This window comes from Amycolatopsis sp. NPDC058340, assembly GCF_042723975.1.
In the GTDB taxonomy this organism is placed as follows: Bacteria; Actinomycetota; Actinomycetes; order Mycobacteriales; family Pseudonocardiaceae; genus Amycolatopsis.
The window spans coordinates 18,801-36,719 of the sequence record NZ_JBHXIB010000024.1; the positions used below are offsets into that span (position 1 = coordinate 18,801).

Below are 17,919 nucleotides of genomic sequence, written 5' to 3' on the forward strand. Positions count from 1 at the left end.
TCTGAAATCACTGAGACTCGCCGGCCGGGGCGGGGAGGGAACCATCGGCGGGGCCGCTTCCGGCGGCCCCGCCGGTGTCACGGCTGAACCTGGTGCGCAGGGACAACGCGACGCCGAGCACCGCCGCCGCGCCGATCAGGACCACGCCGGTGTGCCACGGTTGCAGGACCATCAGGCAGCCGGAGGCGACGGCGGGCGGGTGCACCACCCGGAAGAGGAGCATGGCGCCGAATCCGGCGGCCGCCGCGACCGCGATGGCGACCGGACCCGGCGGCAGCACGAACGCGGCGAGGCGCCCGGCCACGACGGCGAGCGCGTGGCCGCCGAAGACCGTGACCGGCCGGGCGGACGGGAGCGCCGGATTGGCCAGCACCAGGGCGAGACTGGCGGCGAACGGTGCCGACGCCGCCGCCCCGACACCGGAGCCCATCCCCGCGGCGGCCACCCCGCCCGCGCCCACCGCGGTCAGCAGGATCGGCAAGGTGTGTCTCACCTGGACACCTCGGGGAAGTCGAGGTCGGGCTCGGCCACGTGGTTGAAGTAGTTGGACAGCACATTGAGCGCGATATGCGCGACCACTTCGGCGACCTGTGCGTCGGTGACGCCGTCGGCGCGGGCCTCGGCCAACCGCTCGTCGGGGATGCGGCCGCGGTGGGCCATGACGGCGTCGGCCAGCCGGAGCACCGCGCGGGTGTGCGGATCGGGGCTGTCCGCCTCGCGGGCCTTGTCCAGTTCGTCGGCGGGGATGCGCATCTTCTCGCCGCGGAAGGTATGCGCGGCGAGGCAGTAACCGCATTCGTTGCGCTGCGCGGTGAACAGCGCGAGCAACTCGCGCTCGCGCGCGGTCAGTTCGCCGCGGGTGAGCGCGTCGCGCAAGGCGAGGTAGCCGCTCAACGCCGCCGGGCCGTTGGCCATCGCGGCGTAGAGGTTGGGCACCCGGCCGAGCTGGGCGCGGACGTCGGTCAGCAACGGATGCTCGGTGAGCTGGGGGATGCGGGGCACGGTCACTCCAAACGGTACAGGTCTGTTCCGAACAGGAAGGTACAGAGCCGTACCGTCTGCGGTCAACCAATTCGGTACAGAGTGGTACTGTTTTGCCCGTGGGAACCCGAGCGCGCGAGAGGCTGCTGAGCACGGCCGAGGAGCTGTTCTACGCCGAAGGCATCCGCGCGGTCGGCATCGATCGCATCCTGGAGGAGTCGGGCGTCGGCAAGGCGTCGCTGTACCGGCATTTCCCGAGTAAGGAAGCACTGGTCGAAGCGGTACTGCGGGAACGGGATCGCACCTGGCGGGACTGGCTCTCCGGCACTGTCGACGGCTACCGTCTCGCTCCGGAGGATCGGACGCTCGCGGTCTTCGATGCCCTCTTCGAACGCTTCTCCCGCAAGGACTTCCGTGGTTGCGCCTTCATCAACACCATGGTGGAGACGGCGGATCCGGCGAGCCCCGTGCATGCCGTCGCCGCCGAGCACAAGGCCGCGCTGACCGCATACCTCGCCGGTCTGCTCGCCGACGCCGGCCGTGCCGACGCGGGCGAACTCGCCGCTCAGCTCGTCCTGATCGTGGACGGCTCGATCGTGACGGCCGTCCGTGAGAACGCGCCGGATGCGGCTCTTCGCGGGAAGGCGATCGCCGCGGCTCTGTTGCGCTGAGCGCTTGCTGTGCCGAGCTGAGCGGCTTCGGTTCGAGGGTTCCCAATGTCGCATTTGAGACGCTGAGTGTCCCTGATGCGACATTGGGAACCCTGGTCGAAGTTCGGCGAAATCACGCCCGAACGCGGGAAGGCGGTAGCCGCATCGGGCCCCTTCGAAGACGTCCTTGACATCAGGTTAGCCGACCCTTAGTTTCCCCCTATAACTTTCCAGGGGGGCGAGATGCCGAACATCGGTGGCCGTCCGGCCACGGTCGCGGTGGACGACATCGTGCGGGCCGGTCGCGAGCTCGGGATGCGCAGGCTCAGCGTCAAGGCGGTCGCGGTCCGGCTGGGGGTGACCGCGACCGCCCTCTATCGCCACGTCGACGGCCGTTGGGGGCTGGAGCGACTGGTCGGGGAGAGCATCCTGGCCGAGCTTCGGCTCCGGGACGATCCACGCCACGGCCTCGAACGGCATCTGCTGTCCTTCGCGCTGCAGATGCGGGGCTTCATGCTGGAGCATCCGGGCCTCGCCGGCTATCTGCAACTGCTGTTCCCGCGCGGTGACGGCGGTCAGCGGCTGCTGAACACCGAGGTCGACGCCCTCGTCCGCCGGGGCTACGAGCCCGGCGCGGCGATCGTGCTCAGTGGTGCGGTCGCGTCGATGACCATCGCGATGACCGTGTCCGAGGAGAACAGCGCGGCCGCCGAGGAGGCCGACGGCGACGGGCTCGACCGGGAACGGCAGGCGGTCCGCGACCGGTTGTCCCGCGACGACCGGCTCGCCGAACCGTCCGCCGCGCTGCCGCAGGTGCCGCGGCCCGAATACGTGCGGCTGCTGCTGACCGCGTCGATCCGTGGGCTGGTCGGGTCCTGCCCGCCGGGGAGGCCGGTCGCCGAGATGGTGGCCGATCTGGCGGCCACGGGGGAGGGTTTGTGATGGCGCGCGGATTCCAAGGCGCGGTGATGCGCGGTTTCGGGGCGAGAGACCACGAGGCGACCGTCGTCGAGACCGAAGAGATCACGCCGCGCTTCGTGCGGGTGCGGTTCGTCTCGCCGACGTTGTTCGAGGACGTCGTCGTGGAGCCGGCCGCCTGGCTCCGGTTCTGGTTCCCGGATCCGGAAGGCGGCACGACGGAGTTCCAGCGCGCGTACACGCTCACCGAGGCCGACCCGGAAGCAGGCACGTTCGCGATCGACGTCGTCCTGCACGAGCCCGCCGGTCCGGCGTCGCGATGGCTGCGTGAGGCTCGCCCTGGATCGAAGGTTCCGGTGGTGTCACTGGGTTCCTCGTCGTTCTCGGTCCCCGCCGAACCTCCCGCCGGTTACCTGCTGATCGGCGACTCGGCGTCGATCCCGGCGATCAACGCGATCCTCGAGGTGGTCCCGGCCGACCTCCCGATCGAGCTGTACCTCGAAGAACACGACGAGTCCGACAGGCTGATCCCGCTGGGCTCGCACGCGCGGCTGACCGTGCACTGGGTGCCGCGCCTCGACGCGACTTCGCTGGCGTCGGCGATCGAGACGCGGGACTGGTCGGACTGGCAGGCGTGGATCGCGACGGAAGCCGGTTCGTTCAAACAGCTGAAGACGCGGTTGCGTGAGGCGTTCGGCTTCCCCAAGTCGGAGGTGCACGGCCGGGCGTACTGGTACTACGGCCGGGCCATGGGCGCCTTCCGCGGGGAGAAGGAAGAGCCGGCCGCCGACGCCCCGAAGCCCGTCGAAGCGGCGCCGAAGGGAGCGTGGCGGGCACAGGCGGCCGGACGGCTGCTCGCGCCGGTGCGGCGCACGCTGATCTTCGCCGGGATCCTGCAGGCCGTCGTGACGTTGATCGGCCTCGCGCCCTTCGTGCTGCTGGTGGAACTGGTCCGGCGGCTGCTCACGGGCGGCGAATCGCTGTGGGCGCTCGGTGTCCCGGCGCTGGTCCTGCTCGGCGTCGGCACCCTGCTGGAGTCCGCGGTCGTGCTCTGGCTGCACGCTGCCGACGCGCGGTTCGCCCGCGACCTGCGTCAACGCCTGCTGGGCAAACTCGCGCGCCTGCCGCTGGGCTGGTTCACCGCCCGGGGTTCGGGCACGGTCGCGAAACTCGTACAGGGCGACACGCTCTCGCTCCACTACCTGGTCACGCACGCCGTCCCCGACGCGGTGGCGGCCGTGGTCGCGCCGATCGCGGTGCTCGCCTATCTGTTCGCGGTGGACTGGCGGCTCGCCCTCGTCCTGCTCGTCCCGATCCTCGTCTACCTCGTCACCACGTCGATCATGGTCGTCCAATCGGGACCCAAGACCGGCCAGGCGATGCGCTGGGCCGAACGGATGGCGGGCGAGGCGGGCGCGTACCTGGAGGGGCAGCCGGTGATCCGCGTGTTCGGCGGCACCGCGGCCTCGTCGTTCCGGCGGCGGCTCGACGAGTACATCGGTTTCCTCGGCGACTGGCAGCGTCCGTTCACCGGCAAGAAGACCATGCTGGACTTCGCCACCCGGCCCGCCACCTTCCTGCTCCTGATCACCGGCGCCGGTGTGCCGATGGTGGTGGGTGGCGGAATGGAACCGGTGACGCTGATCCCGTTCCTGGTACTGGGCACCACTTTCGGCGCGCGGCTGCTGGGCATCGGCTACGGTCTCGGCGGTGTTCGCGAGGGAATGCTGGCCGCCCGCCGGATCCAGGTCGTGCTCGACGAACCCGAACTGTCCACAATGGAGCTGGAAGCCCGCGACCGCGTTGAGCCGGGAACCGTGGAACTGGACCGGGTGGGCTTCGCCTACCGCACCGGCGTTCCCGTGCTGGAGAACGTTTCCCTGACCTTGCGCCCCGGCACGGTGACCGCGCTGGTCGGCCCGTCGGGAGCGGGGAAATCGACGCTCGCCGCCCTCGTCGCGCGGTTCCATGACGTCACCGAGGGGGCGATCCGGGTCGGCGGCCGGGACGTCCGTTCCTTCGCCGCCGATGAACTCTACGGCCGGGTCGGATTCGTACTGCAGGATCCGCAACTGGTCCAAGGGACCGTGCGGGAGAACATCGCCCTCGCCGTCCCCGGCGCCACCGAAGAGCAAATCGTCGCCGCGGCCCGTGACGCGCAGATCCACGAGCGGATCCTCCGGATGCCCCAGGGTTACGACACGGTCCTCGGTGCCGGTTCCCAGTTGTCCGGCGGGGAACGCCAGCGGGTGGCCATCGCCCGCGCGATCCTCGCCGACGCCCCCGTCCTCGTCCTCGACGAGGCGACCGCCTTCGCCGATCCCGAGTCGGAGTATCTCGTGCGGCGAGCACTCGACCGGCTCACCGCGGGCCGCACCGTCCTGGTCATCGCCCATCGCCTGCACACGGTCACCGGCGCCGACCGGATAGTCGTCCTCGATCGCGGGGAGATCGCGGAAAGCGGGACCCACGAAGAACTTCTGGCCGCGGAAGGGCGGTACGCCCGCTTGTGGCAGGCCGGTGCCGGTGTGGGGGTGACCGCGTGATCCGCACGCTCCTTGGCCTGATCCCCGGGGCGAAACGCCCTGCCTTCCGGCGTTATGTCGTGCTCGCCGTGCTTTCGGTGCTCCTGCGTGCCGCCGGTGCCGTCCTGCTGGTGCCGCTCGTGGGTGCCTTGTTCGGCGCGGAACCGTCGGACGCGCTGGCGTGGCTCGGCGCGCTCGCGGGTGTCACCGTGGCGGGCTGGGCCGTCGACGCCGTCGTGGGGCGGCTCGGATTCGAACTCGGCTTCGGGGTGCTGGACCACGCCCAGCACGACGTCGCCGAGCGGCTGACGGAAGTCCGGCTGTCCTGGTTGGACGGTGAGCACACCCAGACCGCCCGGCAGGCCGTCGCCGCCACCGGTCCCGACCTCGTCGGCCTGGCCGGCTACCTGCTCACCCCGCTCATCGGCGCGGTCCTCCTGCCGATCGCGATCGCGCTGGCCCTGCTGCCGATCGCCTGGCCGCTCGGCGTCGCCGCGCTGGCCGGGGTGCCGGTCCTGCTGGGCGCGCTGTGGGCGACCGGGCGGATCACCCGGCGCGCCGACCGGGCGACGGCGGAGGCGAACACCACGCTGACCGAACGGATCGTCGAGTTCGCCCGCACCCAGCAGACGTTGCGCGCCGCCCGCCGCGTCGAGCCCGCGCGCAGTCACGCGGGCGCGGCGCTCACCGCACATCACGGCGCGACCGTCCGGCTGCTCCGGCTGCAGATCCCGGGGCAGGTGCTGTTCGGCGTCGCCGGCCAGCTCGCGCTGATCCTGCTCGCGGGCACGACCGTCCTGCTCACCACGCGAGGCGTGCTGAGCGTGCCCGAGGCCGTCGCGCTCATCGTCGTGATCGCCCGGTACCTCGAACCGTTCACCGCGCTCGGGGATCTCGCGCCCGGTATCGAGACCGCCACCACCACGCTCGGCCGCATCCGCACCGTGCTCACCGCGCCCGTGGCCCCGGCGGGGGAGGCCGCGGCACCGGCGAAGGCACCGCTGATCCGGTTCGAGAAGGTCGGTTTCCGGTACTCGCCGGATACGGAGAACGTGCTGGAGGACTTCGACGTCACCCTGGAACCGGGGACGACGACCGCGATCGTCGGACCGTCCGGTTCGGGCAAGAGCACCGTGCTCGCGCTGCTCGCCGGTCTGCACCGGCCCACCAGCGGACGCGTGCTCGCCGACGGCACGGATCTCGCGGAGCTGTCCGCCGACGGCCGCCGTGATCTCGTCACCTTCGTCTTCCAGCAGCCGTATCTCTTCGAAGGATCGGTGCGGGACAACGTGCTCGCGGGGGATCCCTCGGCGAGCGACGAGCGGGTCGCCGAGGTCGCCGGGTTCGCCAAGGTCGGCGAACTGATGGGACACACGGCCGTCGGCGAGGCGGGCACCGCGCTCTCCGGCGGGGAGCGGCAGCGGGTGTCCATCGCCCGCGCGCTGCTCAAACCGGCGCCCGTGCTGCTCGTCGACGAGGCAACCAGCGCGCTCGACACCGAGAACGAGGACGCCGTGGTCCGCTCGCTCAGCGCCGATCCCGTGCCGAGGACGCGGGTGATCGTCACCCATCGGATCGCCGGGATCCGGCACGCCGACCGGGTGCTCTTCCTCGAAGACGGGCGGATCGCCGAAGCGGGCAGCGTCGAGGAACTCCTTGCGGCGCAAGGACGTTTCGCCGAGTTCTGGCGGCGGCAGCTCGACGCCACCGGCTGGCGGATCACCGCGCGATGACCCACACCCAAGGTGAGCCGGAATGGGTGGTCACCCGCGACGGCAGGCGGCTCTACGCGATGGTGCACCCGGGACCGGAGGGCTTCAGCGGGCCGACGGTCGTCTTCGAAGCGGGTGCGGCCGCCACCCGGTCGTCCTGGGCGGCGGTCCAGCCGGAGGTCGGCCGCCACACCCGCGCGATCGCCTACGACCGTTCCGGGCTCGGCCGCAGCGCCCCCGATCCCGGCGGCCGCACGCTGCGCCGGATGGCCGACGACCTCAACGACGTTCTCGACCATTTCGGCCCGGGACCGTACATCCTCGCCGGGCACAGCGCTGGCGGGCCGATCGTGCGGCAGGCCGCCGCCCGCCGTCCGGAGCGGATCGCCGGGCTGGTGCTGGTCGACCCGACCGACGAAGCGGCGGAAGTGCTCTTCGGCCGGGCCTTCCGCACCGGTGAACGCGTCTTTCTCGGGGCCGGTGCCGTGCTGGCGCGGCTGGGCCTGCTCAAGGTCGTCTTCCGGGGTCTGCTGCGGGACATCCCGGACGACGTCCGCCGCGACCTCGAACGCGAGGCGTTCACCGTCGGGACGATGCGGACCCACCGGGAACAGGCCCGCACCTACCTCGACGAACTGGCCCTCTGGCGGCACGATCCGCCGGTACTCGGGGACATCCCGCTCACGGTCGTGTCCGGCGGCCTCGGAGGCGGGATGCGTGCGCGGGCGAACGCGTCCCACGCCCACCGGGTGACCCTTTCGCCCGACGGCAGGCACGTGATCGCGGAGCGCTCCGGTCACTACGTCCCGAAGACCGAGCCCGAGGTGATCGTCCGCGAGATCGTCAGGATGACGTGAGCGCGAGCCGCAGTTCTTCGTAGGTCGGGGCGAGTGTCCGGAGGGTCGCGGCGGCCCGTGCGTCGTCCTCGACGACGAGGTCGTACTGCAACGAGCCGATCAGCCGCGCCTGCCTGGTGAGGACGGCGGCCGCGTCTTCGCGGCCGACCCGGCGCAGGCAGGTCGCGGCGTCGTTCGTCCGTCGTGCGCCGAGACGCACCACGAAATGGACGAGCAGCCCGCGCAGCTCCGGGTCGCAGCCGTCGCCGATGCGGGCGGCGAGCGCGAGGGCGGCGTCGCCGTTGCCCACCGTGGCGGGCGGGAGCCCGGTGTCCTTCTCGCCGCTGAGCCGCCTGATCGCCCGGGGGAGGGCCGCGACGATCGCGGCTTCTTCCGAGACGACGGCGTGCCGCACGAAATTCGTCCGCATGGTGTGCGGTTTGCCGTAGGCGACGGTTTCGGCGAGCCAAGCGGCGGCGAAATCCGCCCGCGGGATCCGCGCGTACGGATATCCCTGCGGGTCGTGGGCGGTGACGGACTCGTCGTCCGCGGCGAGCGCGACCAGGAAATGGTCGGCGCCGATCGGGCCGGTCATTCCCGGCTGGTGGCGCAGGTGCCCCATTTCGACCGGGCCGATCAGGACCGGCCCCTCGGAAAGGCGCTCGACGAGCCGGGCGAACGCGGCGTCCGGATCCGGCTCGTTCGTCGTTTCCGCGCTCCAGCCGAGGACGTCGAGCGCCTCGCCGATCCCGAGATCGGGATCCCAGCCGAAGGCGTCGAAGAACGGCAGCGTTCCGCCGGCCAGCTGCATGCCGAAGGGGCTGCCGGTGACGGTTTCGAGCACGTCGGCTCCCGGGGCCGCCGAGCCGAGCATCATCGCGAGGGAATGGGTATAGCAATAAGGGCCGGAGCCGCGATAAGGAATTTCGATCACGCGTTCGACGATGGCAGTTTTCGGGTCGAAACGCCACCCACGACTTTGTCCGTTGTGGACGGTGTTTCATCACCCGTCCGGGGGTTTCAGGGCCACTCAACGGGTTTTATCCAGGGGACACCGCTGATCCCGCTTGCCGTCGGCGATCTTGCCGACCCAGGATGACCATCACTTGGGCTCGCTGTCCCCGCCGTCCTGACCTGGGCCGACGGGAGCGAGGGGTGAGGCGGAGGCGGCATGGCGGAACGGCGTGGGCGGAATCGGTGGCGCCGGGGTGCAGCACTGCTCACGGTGGTCGTCGTGGCCCTGCTGATGGGTGCCCCGCTGCCCGCGAGCGCGCAGGTCCAGCCGCGTGGGGCGGGCACCGAGCGGCCGATCGGGCCCGAGCCGGTGTACTCCGGGCTGGCGCACGGCGGCATCACGATGGCGGCCAACTCCGTCGTGCAGTGCGGTGTCGGCGTCGTCTGCAACGAGTCCGCGAGCAACGCGAGCCCGGTGTCGTGGATCAAGACCGACCCGGCCGCGCCCGGCAACACCGCGTCCGCGGCGAACCTGAACGTCCCCGCCGGCGCGAAGGTGCTCAACGCCCGGCTGTACTGGCAGTTCAACCCGGTCGCCAGCAGCGGGACCTCCGGCGACGGGAACCGGGGCAACCAGGTCTCCGTCAAGGCCCCGGGTTCCGGCGCGTACCAGCGCATCACCGCCGAAAACTACGACTGGTTCCCCGCGACGACGACGGGTGGTTTCCCGACGCTGTACGCCTACGGTGGCGCGGCCGACGTCACGTCGCTCGTGACGAACGCCGGTGCCGGGTCGTACACGGTGGCCGACATCCAGGCCTGTCAGGGCCAGTCGATCAGCGGGACGAACCTCGGCTGCTGGGGTGGCTGGTCACTGGTGGTCGCCTACGAACTGCCCAGTGAGCCGCTGCGCTACCTGCAGGTGTGGGACGGTTTGCAGCGAGTCGCCGGTGGTAGCACGCCGAGTTCGGCGACCATCGCGCTGAGCGGCATCAAAGCCCCGACCTCGCGCCAGCCCAACGTCGAACTCGGCATCGTCGCGGGCGACGGCGACGCGCCCATCACCGGCGACTACCTCCAGGTCGGCCCGGACGCCGCCAGCCTGCAGACGATCGCCATGCCCGCGCCCGGTGGGGTGGCGACCAACAACGCCTTCAGCAGCCGCATCGACCGGGTCACGGCCACCGGTTCGGGTACGAACGTCACGTCGCGGACTCCCAATCCGGTGAACAACGTCGGATACGACGCCCGCAGCATCGACATCACCGGCAAGGTCCCCGCGGGGACCACCGCGCTCCAGGTGAAGATCGGCACCGTCGGCGACGCGCTGTACCCGCAGACGATCTGGCTCGTCACCGACGCGCTCGAACCGGATCTGCAGATCACCAAGGCGAACGACCCGGTCGGCAACACCGACGACAATCCGCCGGGCTACGTCACCAAGGGCGGCGAGATCACCTACTCCTTCGACGTCGCCAACCGGCACGCCGACGGCTCCACGAACGACCTCGACACCGCGACGAACGTCGTGCTCACCGACACCCTGCCCGACGGTGTGACGTTCGTGGCCGGGTCCAATCCGGACTGTTCGGCCGCCGGGCAGGTGGTCACGTGCAACCTACGGAATCTGAAAGCGGGGCAGTCGCAGAAGGTCGCGTTCAAGGTCAAGGTCGGCGCTTCGGTGCCGGACGGCACCAAACTCGACAACACCGGCAAGCTGACCTTCCGCGGCGAGGACACCGGGCGGCCGCAGGAACGCACGTCGAACACGGTGCGGAACACGGTCGCCTCGCCCGGGTACCAGCTGACGAAGACGGTCGACCTCGCCGAGGCGATCCCCGGCGACACCCTGACCTACCAGGTGACCCTGCGGAACACCGGCGTGATCCCCGTTCCCGCGCTCACGGTGCGCGACACGCTGCCGCCGGGAACGACCTACGTGTCTTCCACTCCCTCGAAGGGCACCGCGTCCGGTACCGGGCCGATCGACTGGGCCGTGAACGGTCTCGCGGTCGGGGAGACCGCCACGCTGACCGTGCGCGTGAAGGTCGAGGAAGCCGCCATCGGCAAGGAGTTGGTGAACCGCGCCACCGTCCCGGCCGGGCCGCCGCCGGTCGTCCCGCCGGACAACCGCTGCCCGGACGATCCCGCGGCCGCGTGCGCGAAGACCAAGGTGCCGTCGCCGTCGTACACGGTGACGAAGACCGCGGACAAGGAGTCCGCGAACCCCGGCGACACGGTGCGCTACAAGGTCGTCGTCGCCAACACCGGCAAGGTGACCGCGGCGGACCTCAAGGTCGTGGACGATCTGACCGGGGTGCTCGACGACGCGGTCTACCAGAACGACGCCACCGCGTCGCCCGGTTCGGTGTCCTATGTGGAACCGAAGCTGACCTGGACGGGCACGCTCGCCGCTGGGCAGAGCGCGGAGTTCACCTACTCGGTCAAGGTGAAGAACCCGAACACCGGGGACAACCGGCTCAAGAACGTGGTGACGTCGGAGACGCCGGGTGGGAACTGTCCGCCGGGTTCGACGGATCCGAAGTGCGGGACGACGACGCCGGTTTCGGGGCTGCTGATCGAGAAGTCGGTGGACAAGCAGTCGGCGAATCCTGGCGATGTCGTGAAGTACACGGTGACGGTGCGGAACACGGGCCAGACGAGGATTTCCGGTGCGACGTTCACCGACGATCTGACGCAGGTGCTGGACGATGCGGATTATCAGAACGATGGCACGGCGACGATCGGTGGTGTCACCTATGCGGCGCCGAAGCTGACCTGGACCGGCGATCTCGGCGTCGGCGAGACGTCCACGGTGACGTACACGGTGAAGGTCAAGAATCCCAATACCGGCGATGACGTACTGAAGAACGCGGTGTCGTCGGAGACGCCGGGTGGGAACTGCCCGCCGGGTTCGACGGATCCGAAGTGTGGCACGACGACGCCGGTTTCGGGGCTGCTGATCGAGAAGTCGGTGGACAAGCAGTCGGCGAATCCTGGCGACGTGGTGAAGTACACGGTCACCGTCCGGAACACCGGTCAGACGAAGATCTCCGGTGCGACGTTCACCGACGATCTGACGCAGGTTCTCGACGACGCGGATTACCTGAACGATGGTGCGGCGACGATCGGTGGCGTCACGTATGCGGTGCCGAAGCTGACGTGGACGGGCGACCTCGAGATCGGTGCCATCTCGACGGTGACCTACTCGGTCAAGGTGAAGAATCCCAACACGGGCGACAACCTGCTGAAGAACGCGGTGTCGTCGGAGACGCCGGGTGGCAACTGTCCGCCGGGTTCGACGGATCCGAAGTGCGGGACGACGACGCCGGTTTCCGGGCTGCTGATCGAGAAGTCCGCGGACAAGCAGTCGGCGAATCCCGGCGATGTCGTGAAGTACACGGTGACCGTGACGAACACCGGCCAGACCAAGCTGACCGGTGCGACCTTCACCGATGACCTGACCCGGGTTCTCGACGACGCTGATTACCTGAACGACGGTGCGGCGACGATCGGTGGCGTCACCTATGCGGCGCCGAAGCTGACGTGGACGGGCGACCTCGAGATCGGTGCCATCTCGACGGTGACCTACTCGGTCAAGGTGAAGAATCCCAACACGGGCGACAACCTGCTGAAGAACGCGGTGTCGTCGGAGACGCCTGGTGGGAACTGTCCGCCGGGTTCGACGGATCCGAAGTGCGGCACCACGACACCGGTTTCCGGTTTGAAGATCGAGAAGTCCGTGGACAAGCAGTCGGCGAATCCGGGCGACGTCGTGAAGTACACGGTCACCGTCCGGAACACCGGGCAGACCAAGATCTCTGGTGCGACCTTCACCGACGACCTGACGCAGGTTCTCGACGACGCCGACTATCAAAACGATGGTGCGGCGACCATCGGTGGCGTCACCTACGCGGCGCCGAAGCTGACGTGGACCGGCGACCTGGAGATCGGCGCCACCTCCACAGTGACCTACTCGGTCAAGGTCAAGAACCCCGTCCCGGGCGACAAGAAGCTCATCAACACGGTCACCTCGGAGACGCCGGGCGGCAACTGCCCGCCGGGTTCGACGGATCCGAAGTGCGGCACCACGACACCGGTTTCCGGTCTGAAGATCGAGAAGTCGGTCGACAAGAAGTCCGCGAACCCCGGTGACGTGGTGAAGTACACGGTGACCGTCACCAACACCGGCCAGACGAAGATCTCGGGTGCGACGTTCACCGACGACCTGACGCAGGTGCTGGACGATGCGGATTATCAGAACGATGGTGCGGCGACGATCGGTGGCGTCACGTATGCGGCGCCGAAGCTGACCTGGACCGGTGACCTCGGTGTCGGCGAGACCTCCACGGTGACCTACACCGTCAAGGTGAAGAAGCCGAACACGGGCGACAACCGGCTCAAGAACGCCGTGACGTCGGAGACGCCGGGCGGGAACTGCCCGCCGGGTTCGACCGATCCGGACTGCGGCACGACCACGCCGGTTTCGGGCCTGGAGATCAAGAAGACGGTCGACAAGCAGTCGGCGAACCCCGGTGACGTCGTGAAGTACACGGTCACGGTGCGGAACACCGGTCAGACGAAGATCTCTGGTGCGACGTTCACCGACGATCTGACGCAGGTGCTCGACGACGCCGTCTACCGGAACGACGGCGCCGCCACGATCGGTGGCGTCACCTACGCGACGCCGAAGCTGACCTGGACCGGCGACCTCGAAATCGGTGCCATCTCGACGGTGACCTACTCGGTCCAGGTGAAGAACCCGGGCGACGGCGACAAGAAACTGTCCAATGTGGTCACTTCGGAGACCCCTGGCGGGAACTGCCCGCCGGGTTCGACCGATCCGGACTGCGGCACGACGACGCCGGTCTCCGGGCTGCTCATCAAGAAGACCGCCGACAAGAAGTCGGTCGACCCCGGTGACACGGTGAAGTACACGATCACCGTCACCAACACCGGGCAGACCGAACAGGCCGGCGCCACCTTCACCGACGACATGACCGAGGTCCTCGACGACGCCGACTACCAGAACGACGGCGCGGCGACGATCGGTGGCGTCACCTACGCGGCGCCGAAGCTGACGTGGACCGGCTCGCTGGGCATCGGGCAGACCTCGACCATCACCTACACGGTCAAGATCAAGAACCCGAACCCCGGCGACAAGAAACTGTCCAATGTGGTCACCTCGGACACGCCGGGCAACAACTGCCCGCCGGATTCGACCGACCCGAACTGTGTCGCGGACGTGCCGTCCCGCGAACTGACGGTCAAGAAGACGTCGGACAAACAGACCGCGAACCCGGGCGACGTCGTCACCTACACCGTGACCGTCACCAACACCGGCAAGGTCCCCCTGGTCGGTGAGGACGCCGCACGGGTCACGGACGATCTGTCCGAGGTGCTGGACGACGCCGACTACGCCGACGACGCCACGTCGGCCCCGGTCGCCGGGACGTTCACCTTCGTCGCGCCGAATCTGGTGTGGGTGGGCGATCTCCCGGTCGGGGCGACGACCACGCTGAAGTACTCGGTGAAGGTGAAGAACCCGGTGACGGGCGATCACGAACTGCGGAACACCGTCAGCACCAACACTCCGGGCACCTGCCCGCCGCAGTCCGACGACCCGGCGTGTTCGACCGTCACGCCGGTGCCCGGGATCTCGCTGGAGAAGAAGGCGGACAAGGCCACGGCCAACCCGGGCGACGTCGTGAAGTACACGGTGACCGTGCGCAACACGGGCAAGACGAAGCTGACCGGTGCGACGTTCACCGACGACCTCACCGAGGTCCTCGACGACGCCGTGTTCCAGAAGGACGGTGCGGCGACGATCGGTTCGGTGACCTACGCGGAACCGAAGCTGACCTGGACGGGTGATCTGGAGATCGGGCAGACGGCGACGGTCACGTACAGCGTCAAGGTCATTAAGACCGGCGGAGACGGCAAGCTCGCCAACGTGATCACCTCCGACACCCCGGGCGGCAACTGCCCGCCGGGCAGCAAGGACCCGAAGTGCGGCACGACGACCCCGTTGTCCAGCTTGAAGATCAAGAAGACGGTCGACAAGACGGAAGCGAAGCCGGGCGAGGTCGTCACTTACACCGTCACGGTGGAGAACACCGGGCAGGCCGTGGTGGACGACGCGACGTTCACCGACGACCTGACCCAGGTGCTGGACGACGCGACCTTCGACGGCACCGCGAAGGCGAGCATGGGAACGGTCACCTACTCCGCGCCGAAGCTCACCTGGAAGGGCGAGCTGAAGCCGGGGGAGAAGGCGACCGTCACCTACGCGGTCACCGTGCGGAAGCCGGCGACCGGCGACCACCGCCTCCGCAACGTCGTCACGTCGGACACGCCCGGCGGCAACTGTCCGCCGGGCTCGGCGAACCCCGAGTGCGGCACCGACACCCCGGTGCCGCCGACGCCGCCGAACCCGCAGCCGCCGGAGAAACCGAACCCGCAGCCGCCGACCACCCCGCGTCCGCCCGGTCTGGCCGTCACCGGCTCACCGGTGAAGACGATGACGGTGCTGGCGTTCGGGATGCTGGCCATCGGCGCGTTGCTGCTCCTCGCCGGACGGAGGCGCCGGGAGTCCTAGGACGTCAGGCACGGCGTGCGCGAAGGCGTAACTCGCGTGATCAGGCACGTAACTCGCGTGATCAGGGGCGTAACTCGGTGTTCCGCCACCGATCACGCGAGTTCCGGCTTCCATCACGCGAGTTACGCCTTCGATCACGTGAGTTGCGGCACCGCGATCAGGGCTTCCACCTCGACGACGAGCTCCGGCTTGGCCAGCGCCGCCACGACGATCAGCGACTGGGCGGGCCAGTCCGCTTCGGGGTACCAGCGGGTGAAGGTCTCACGCAACGCCGTGCGGAACCCGGCGAGGTGTTCGGTGCCGGACAGCATGCTGAACACCTTGACCAGGTGCTCGGGTCCGGCACCCGCGGCTTCGAGCAGCCGTTCGAGGTTGGCGAGCAACGCGCGGGTCTGGGACTCGGCGTCGGGCCCGGCGAGTTCGCCGTCGGGCAGGACGCCGATCTGCCCGGACACGACGACGAGTTCGTGATCGGCGGGCACGCGGACCAGATGGCTGTACGGGCCGATCGGCGCCGCCACGGTCTCCGGATTCCAGCGCTGGATCATCGGTCCCCTTCTCTCGGCCACTGAGGAAATCGTCTCCAACGTACCGATGATTCCGGGCCGCGTCGGGAGTCTCACCGTCGACAACGACGACTGGAAGGGTTCCGGATGACGGATTCAGGAGCGAAGACCGAGGTCTGGCCGCTGATCTTCGCCGAGCGTGCGGCGCTGGCGGACGATCTCGCGGAGCTCACCGAGGAGCAATGGGAGACGGCGTCGCTGTGCGCCGGGTTGACCGTGCGCGAGGTGCTCGCGCATCTCACGTCGGGAGCGAGCCTCACGCCGTCGAGATGGATGATCGGGGTGATCCGCTGCCGGTGGGATTTCGACAAGCAGGTCGCCATGCGGCTCGCCGAGCAGATGGGCGCCGACGGTGCCGAGACGCTGGAGCGTTTCCGCCGTGTGGTCACCAGTACGACGAAACCGCCGTTGCCGAAGCTCGCGATGCTGGGTGAAGCGATCGTGCACGCCGAGGACATCCGCCGTCCGCTCGGCCTTCGCCGCGACTACCCGATCCCCGTCCTCACCGCGTTGGCCGGGTACTACGGGGGCTCGGACCTGGTGGTGACGGCGAAGGGGCGCATCGGCGGCCTGCGGTTGCAAGCCACCGACGGCCCCTTCGCCGCCGGATCCGGTCCGCTCGTCTCGGGCACGACCTTGGCACTGATCATGGCCATGACCGGCCGGACGGCCTACCTCGCCGAACTCGACGGCGACGGGGTCCCGAGCCTGCGGGAGCGGGTCCCTGCTCAGACCTGAGACTCGAGGGGCAGGCCCGCGCCGGCCCAGTCCTCGATGCCTTCCCGGTACTTGCGGACGTCGGTGTAGCCGAGGGCGGTGAGCCGGTCGGCGACCTGGCCGCTGTTGGGGCAGGCGGGGTTCGAGCAGTAGGTGACGATGGCGGCGCCGCGATCGGGCAGCACGGTCGCGGCGTGCGCGTCGACGTCGGCGAGGACGAGGGGAACGGCGCCGGGCAGATGCTGCTTGGCGTAGTACTCGCCACCCAGTGCGTCGACCACCGTCACGGTCTTCGCGTCGATCGCGGCCTTCAGCTCGTCACGGGTGATGAGTGCGGTCATGTCGCTACCTCCAGTTAATCGGACTATAGTCCGTATGTGCCTCACGACCATAACGGACCGCAGTCCGCTTCTGCAACACCCTTGGATCTTCTGCGCACGCCGCCGCCCAAGGAGCGCGCCGACGCCGCCCGCAACCGGGCCGCGATCCTCGACGCCGCGGCGGCCTTGTTCGCCGAGCACGGCGTCGAAGCGGTGTCGATGGACCAGGTGGCGGCCGCCGCGGGGGTGGGCAAGGGGACGCTCTTCCGCCGCTTCGGTGACAAGGCGGGGCTCGCAGTCGCGCTGCTGGACGCGCGGGAACGCCTGCTCCAGGAGGGAATCCTGCACGGGCCGCCCCCGCTGGGCCCGGGCGCTCCGCCTGCCGACCGGCTGGTCGCCTTCGCCGACGCGTACACCGACTACGTGCTCGAACATCTGCCGCTGGTGCGGATGTCGGAAACCGCCGCGCCCGGCGCGCGCTACCGCATCGGGGCCTACCGGTTCTGGCACCGGCATGTCGCGATCCTGCTCGACGGGACACCCGACCCCGAGCACGCCGCGCACGCCCTGCTGGCCCCGCTGGCGGCCGAGCACCTGACCGCCCTGCTGCCGGAACTGGGGGAGGACCGCGTCCGCGCCGGGATCACGCGCCTGTGGCGGGCGGCCGGATCCCAGTAGGGTGTCGGCGAGAACCCGGGAGCGTGTCGATGATGGTGGAGAGCCGGACGACGGCCAGGCAGGCCGTGCTGGTGCTGCTCGCCGCCGTGCTGACCGCGCTCGGCCTGTTCTTCGCGCTCCATTCGGGCGGTTCCGCGTCGGCGGATGAGTCGCGCGGGGCGAACGCGACGATCGATTCCTCGGTCTCCAAGGCCGTCGCACCGGTGCGCGCCGCGGGCAGGCTCGCCGCCGAACCCGCGCTCCTGGGTGTGCACGGTCACGGTGATCTGCCTCTCTTCGGCACCGTTCCGCACGGGCCCGCGTCGACGACGCTGCTCCGCCTCGGCGAACTCCACGACGAAGCCATTCCCGCCTCGCGCACGGCGAACCGCCTCGCGCTGGGTGATCGCGCTCCTCCTTTCCCGGTAGCCGTCTGACGCTCATGGGCGCGCACTCGCGTGCCCGAACCGGGAAATCACCGAGGA

14 protein-coding genes are annotated in these 17,919 nt (G+C 69.5%); 9 read left to right on the forward strand and 5 right to left on the reverse strand.

Translation table 11 applies throughout. The annotated features are described in order from the left end of the window. Positions 1-7: 7 nt before the first annotated feature. Positions 8-493, reverse strand: a complete 486-nt coding sequence (locus ACFWIW_RS24830; RefSeq protein ID WP_378370632.1) for an HPP family protein — start codon at positions 491-493, stop codon at positions 8-10. Beyond that, positions 490-1,002, reverse strand: coding sequence for a carboxymuconolactone decarboxylase family protein (locus ACFWIW_RS24835; RefSeq protein WP_378370633.1), 513 nt, complete (start codon positions 1,000-1,002; stop codon positions 490-492). Before ACFWIW_RS24835 ends, ACFWIW_RS24830 begins: the two co-directional genes overlap by 4 nt. Positions 1,003-1,100: 98 nt before the next feature. Here ACFWIW_RS24835 and ACFWIW_RS24840 point away from each other — a divergent pair, with 98 nt between their 5' ends. The 5 genes from ACFWIW_RS24840 (at position 1,101) to ACFWIW_RS24860 (ending at position 7,643) form a co-directional block, all read left to right on the forward strand. Continuing rightward, on the forward strand, positions 1,101-1,652 hold the full coding sequence (locus ACFWIW_RS24840) for a TetR/AcrR family transcriptional regulator (protein WP_378370634.1): 552 nt from the start codon (positions 1,101-1,103) through the stop codon (positions 1,650-1,652). A gap of 222 nt (positions 1,653-1,874) precedes the next feature. After that, positions 1,875-2,573, forward strand: a complete 699-nt coding sequence (locus tag ACFWIW_RS24845) for a TetR/AcrR family transcriptional regulator (protein WP_378370635.1) — start codon at positions 1,875-1,877, stop codon at positions 2,571-2,573. Beyond that, entirely contained in the window at positions 2,573-5,095 is a 2,523-nt protein-coding gene (locus ACFWIW_RS24850; protein ID WP_378370636.1) for an ABC transporter ATP-binding protein/permease, read from the forward strand. Before ACFWIW_RS24845 ends, ACFWIW_RS24850 begins: the two co-directional genes overlap by 1 nt. Further along, positions 5,092-6,807, forward strand: coding sequence for an ABC transporter ATP-binding protein (locus ACFWIW_RS24855; protein ID WP_378370637.1), 1,716 nt, complete (start codon positions 5,092-5,094; stop codon positions 6,805-6,807). The genes ACFWIW_RS24850 and ACFWIW_RS24855 overlap by 4 nt, the downstream gene beginning before the upstream one ends. Next, positions 6,804-7,643: an alpha/beta fold hydrolase gene (locus ACFWIW_RS24860; protein WP_378370638.1), complete on the forward strand. Its 840-nt coding sequence runs from the start codon at positions 6,804-6,806 to the stop codon at positions 7,641-7,643. Before ACFWIW_RS24855 ends, ACFWIW_RS24860 begins: the two co-directional genes overlap by 4 nt. Here the strand turns inward: ACFWIW_RS24860 and ACFWIW_RS24865 are convergent. Beyond that, complete coding sequence (locus tag ACFWIW_RS24865; protein ID WP_378370639.1) at positions 7,630-8,556, reverse strand: hypothetical protein; 927 nt, start codon at positions 8,554-8,556, stop codon at positions 7,630-7,632. The two genes, ACFWIW_RS24860 and ACFWIW_RS24865, sit on opposite strands and share 14 nt — an antisense overlap. A gap of 237 nt (positions 8,557-8,793) precedes the next feature. Between ACFWIW_RS24865 and ACFWIW_RS24870 the strand changes: the two genes are divergently transcribed. Beyond that, positions 8,794-15,174 (forward strand): hypothetical protein, encoded by a 6,381-nt coding sequence (locus ACFWIW_RS24870; RefSeq protein ID WP_378370640.1) that lies wholly within the window; start codon positions 8,794-8,796, stop codon positions 15,172-15,174. A 134-nt stretch (positions 15,175-15,308) separates the two neighbouring features. Here the strand turns inward: ACFWIW_RS24870 and ACFWIW_RS24875 are convergent, their stop codons facing one another. Then, positions 15,309-15,722 (reverse strand): RidA family protein, encoded by a 414-nt coding sequence (locus ACFWIW_RS24875; RefSeq protein ID WP_378370701.1) that lies wholly within the window; start codon positions 15,720-15,722, stop codon positions 15,309-15,311. 105 nt (positions 15,723-15,827) lie between these two features. Here ACFWIW_RS24875 and ACFWIW_RS24880 point away from each other — a divergent pair, with 105 nt between their 5' ends. Next, on the forward strand, positions 15,828-16,478 hold the full coding sequence (locus ACFWIW_RS24880) for a maleylpyruvate isomerase family mycothiol-dependent enzyme (protein ID WP_378370641.1): 651 nt from the start codon (positions 15,828-15,830) through the stop codon (positions 16,476-16,478). Here ACFWIW_RS24880 and ACFWIW_RS24885 read toward each other — a convergent pair. Beyond that, positions 16,469-16,798, reverse strand: coding sequence for a rhodanese-like domain-containing protein (locus ACFWIW_RS24885; RefSeq protein ID WP_016335231.1), 330 nt, complete (start codon positions 16,796-16,798; stop codon positions 16,469-16,471). The two genes, ACFWIW_RS24880 and ACFWIW_RS24885, sit on opposite strands and share 10 nt — an antisense overlap. 81 nt (positions 16,799-16,879) lie before the next feature. Between ACFWIW_RS24885 and ACFWIW_RS24890 the strand changes: the two genes are divergently transcribed. Then, positions 16,880-17,455 (forward strand): TetR/AcrR family transcriptional regulator, encoded by a 576-nt coding sequence (locus tag ACFWIW_RS24890; RefSeq protein ID WP_378370642.1) that lies wholly within the window; start codon positions 16,880-16,882, stop codon positions 17,453-17,455. Between the two features lie 29 nt (positions 17,456-17,484). Continuing rightward, on the forward strand, positions 17,485-17,871 hold the full coding sequence (locus ACFWIW_RS24895; RefSeq protein ID WP_378370643.1) for a hypothetical protein: 387 nt from the start codon (positions 17,485-17,487) through the stop codon (positions 17,869-17,871). Positions 17,872-17,919: the final 48 nt, after the last annotated feature.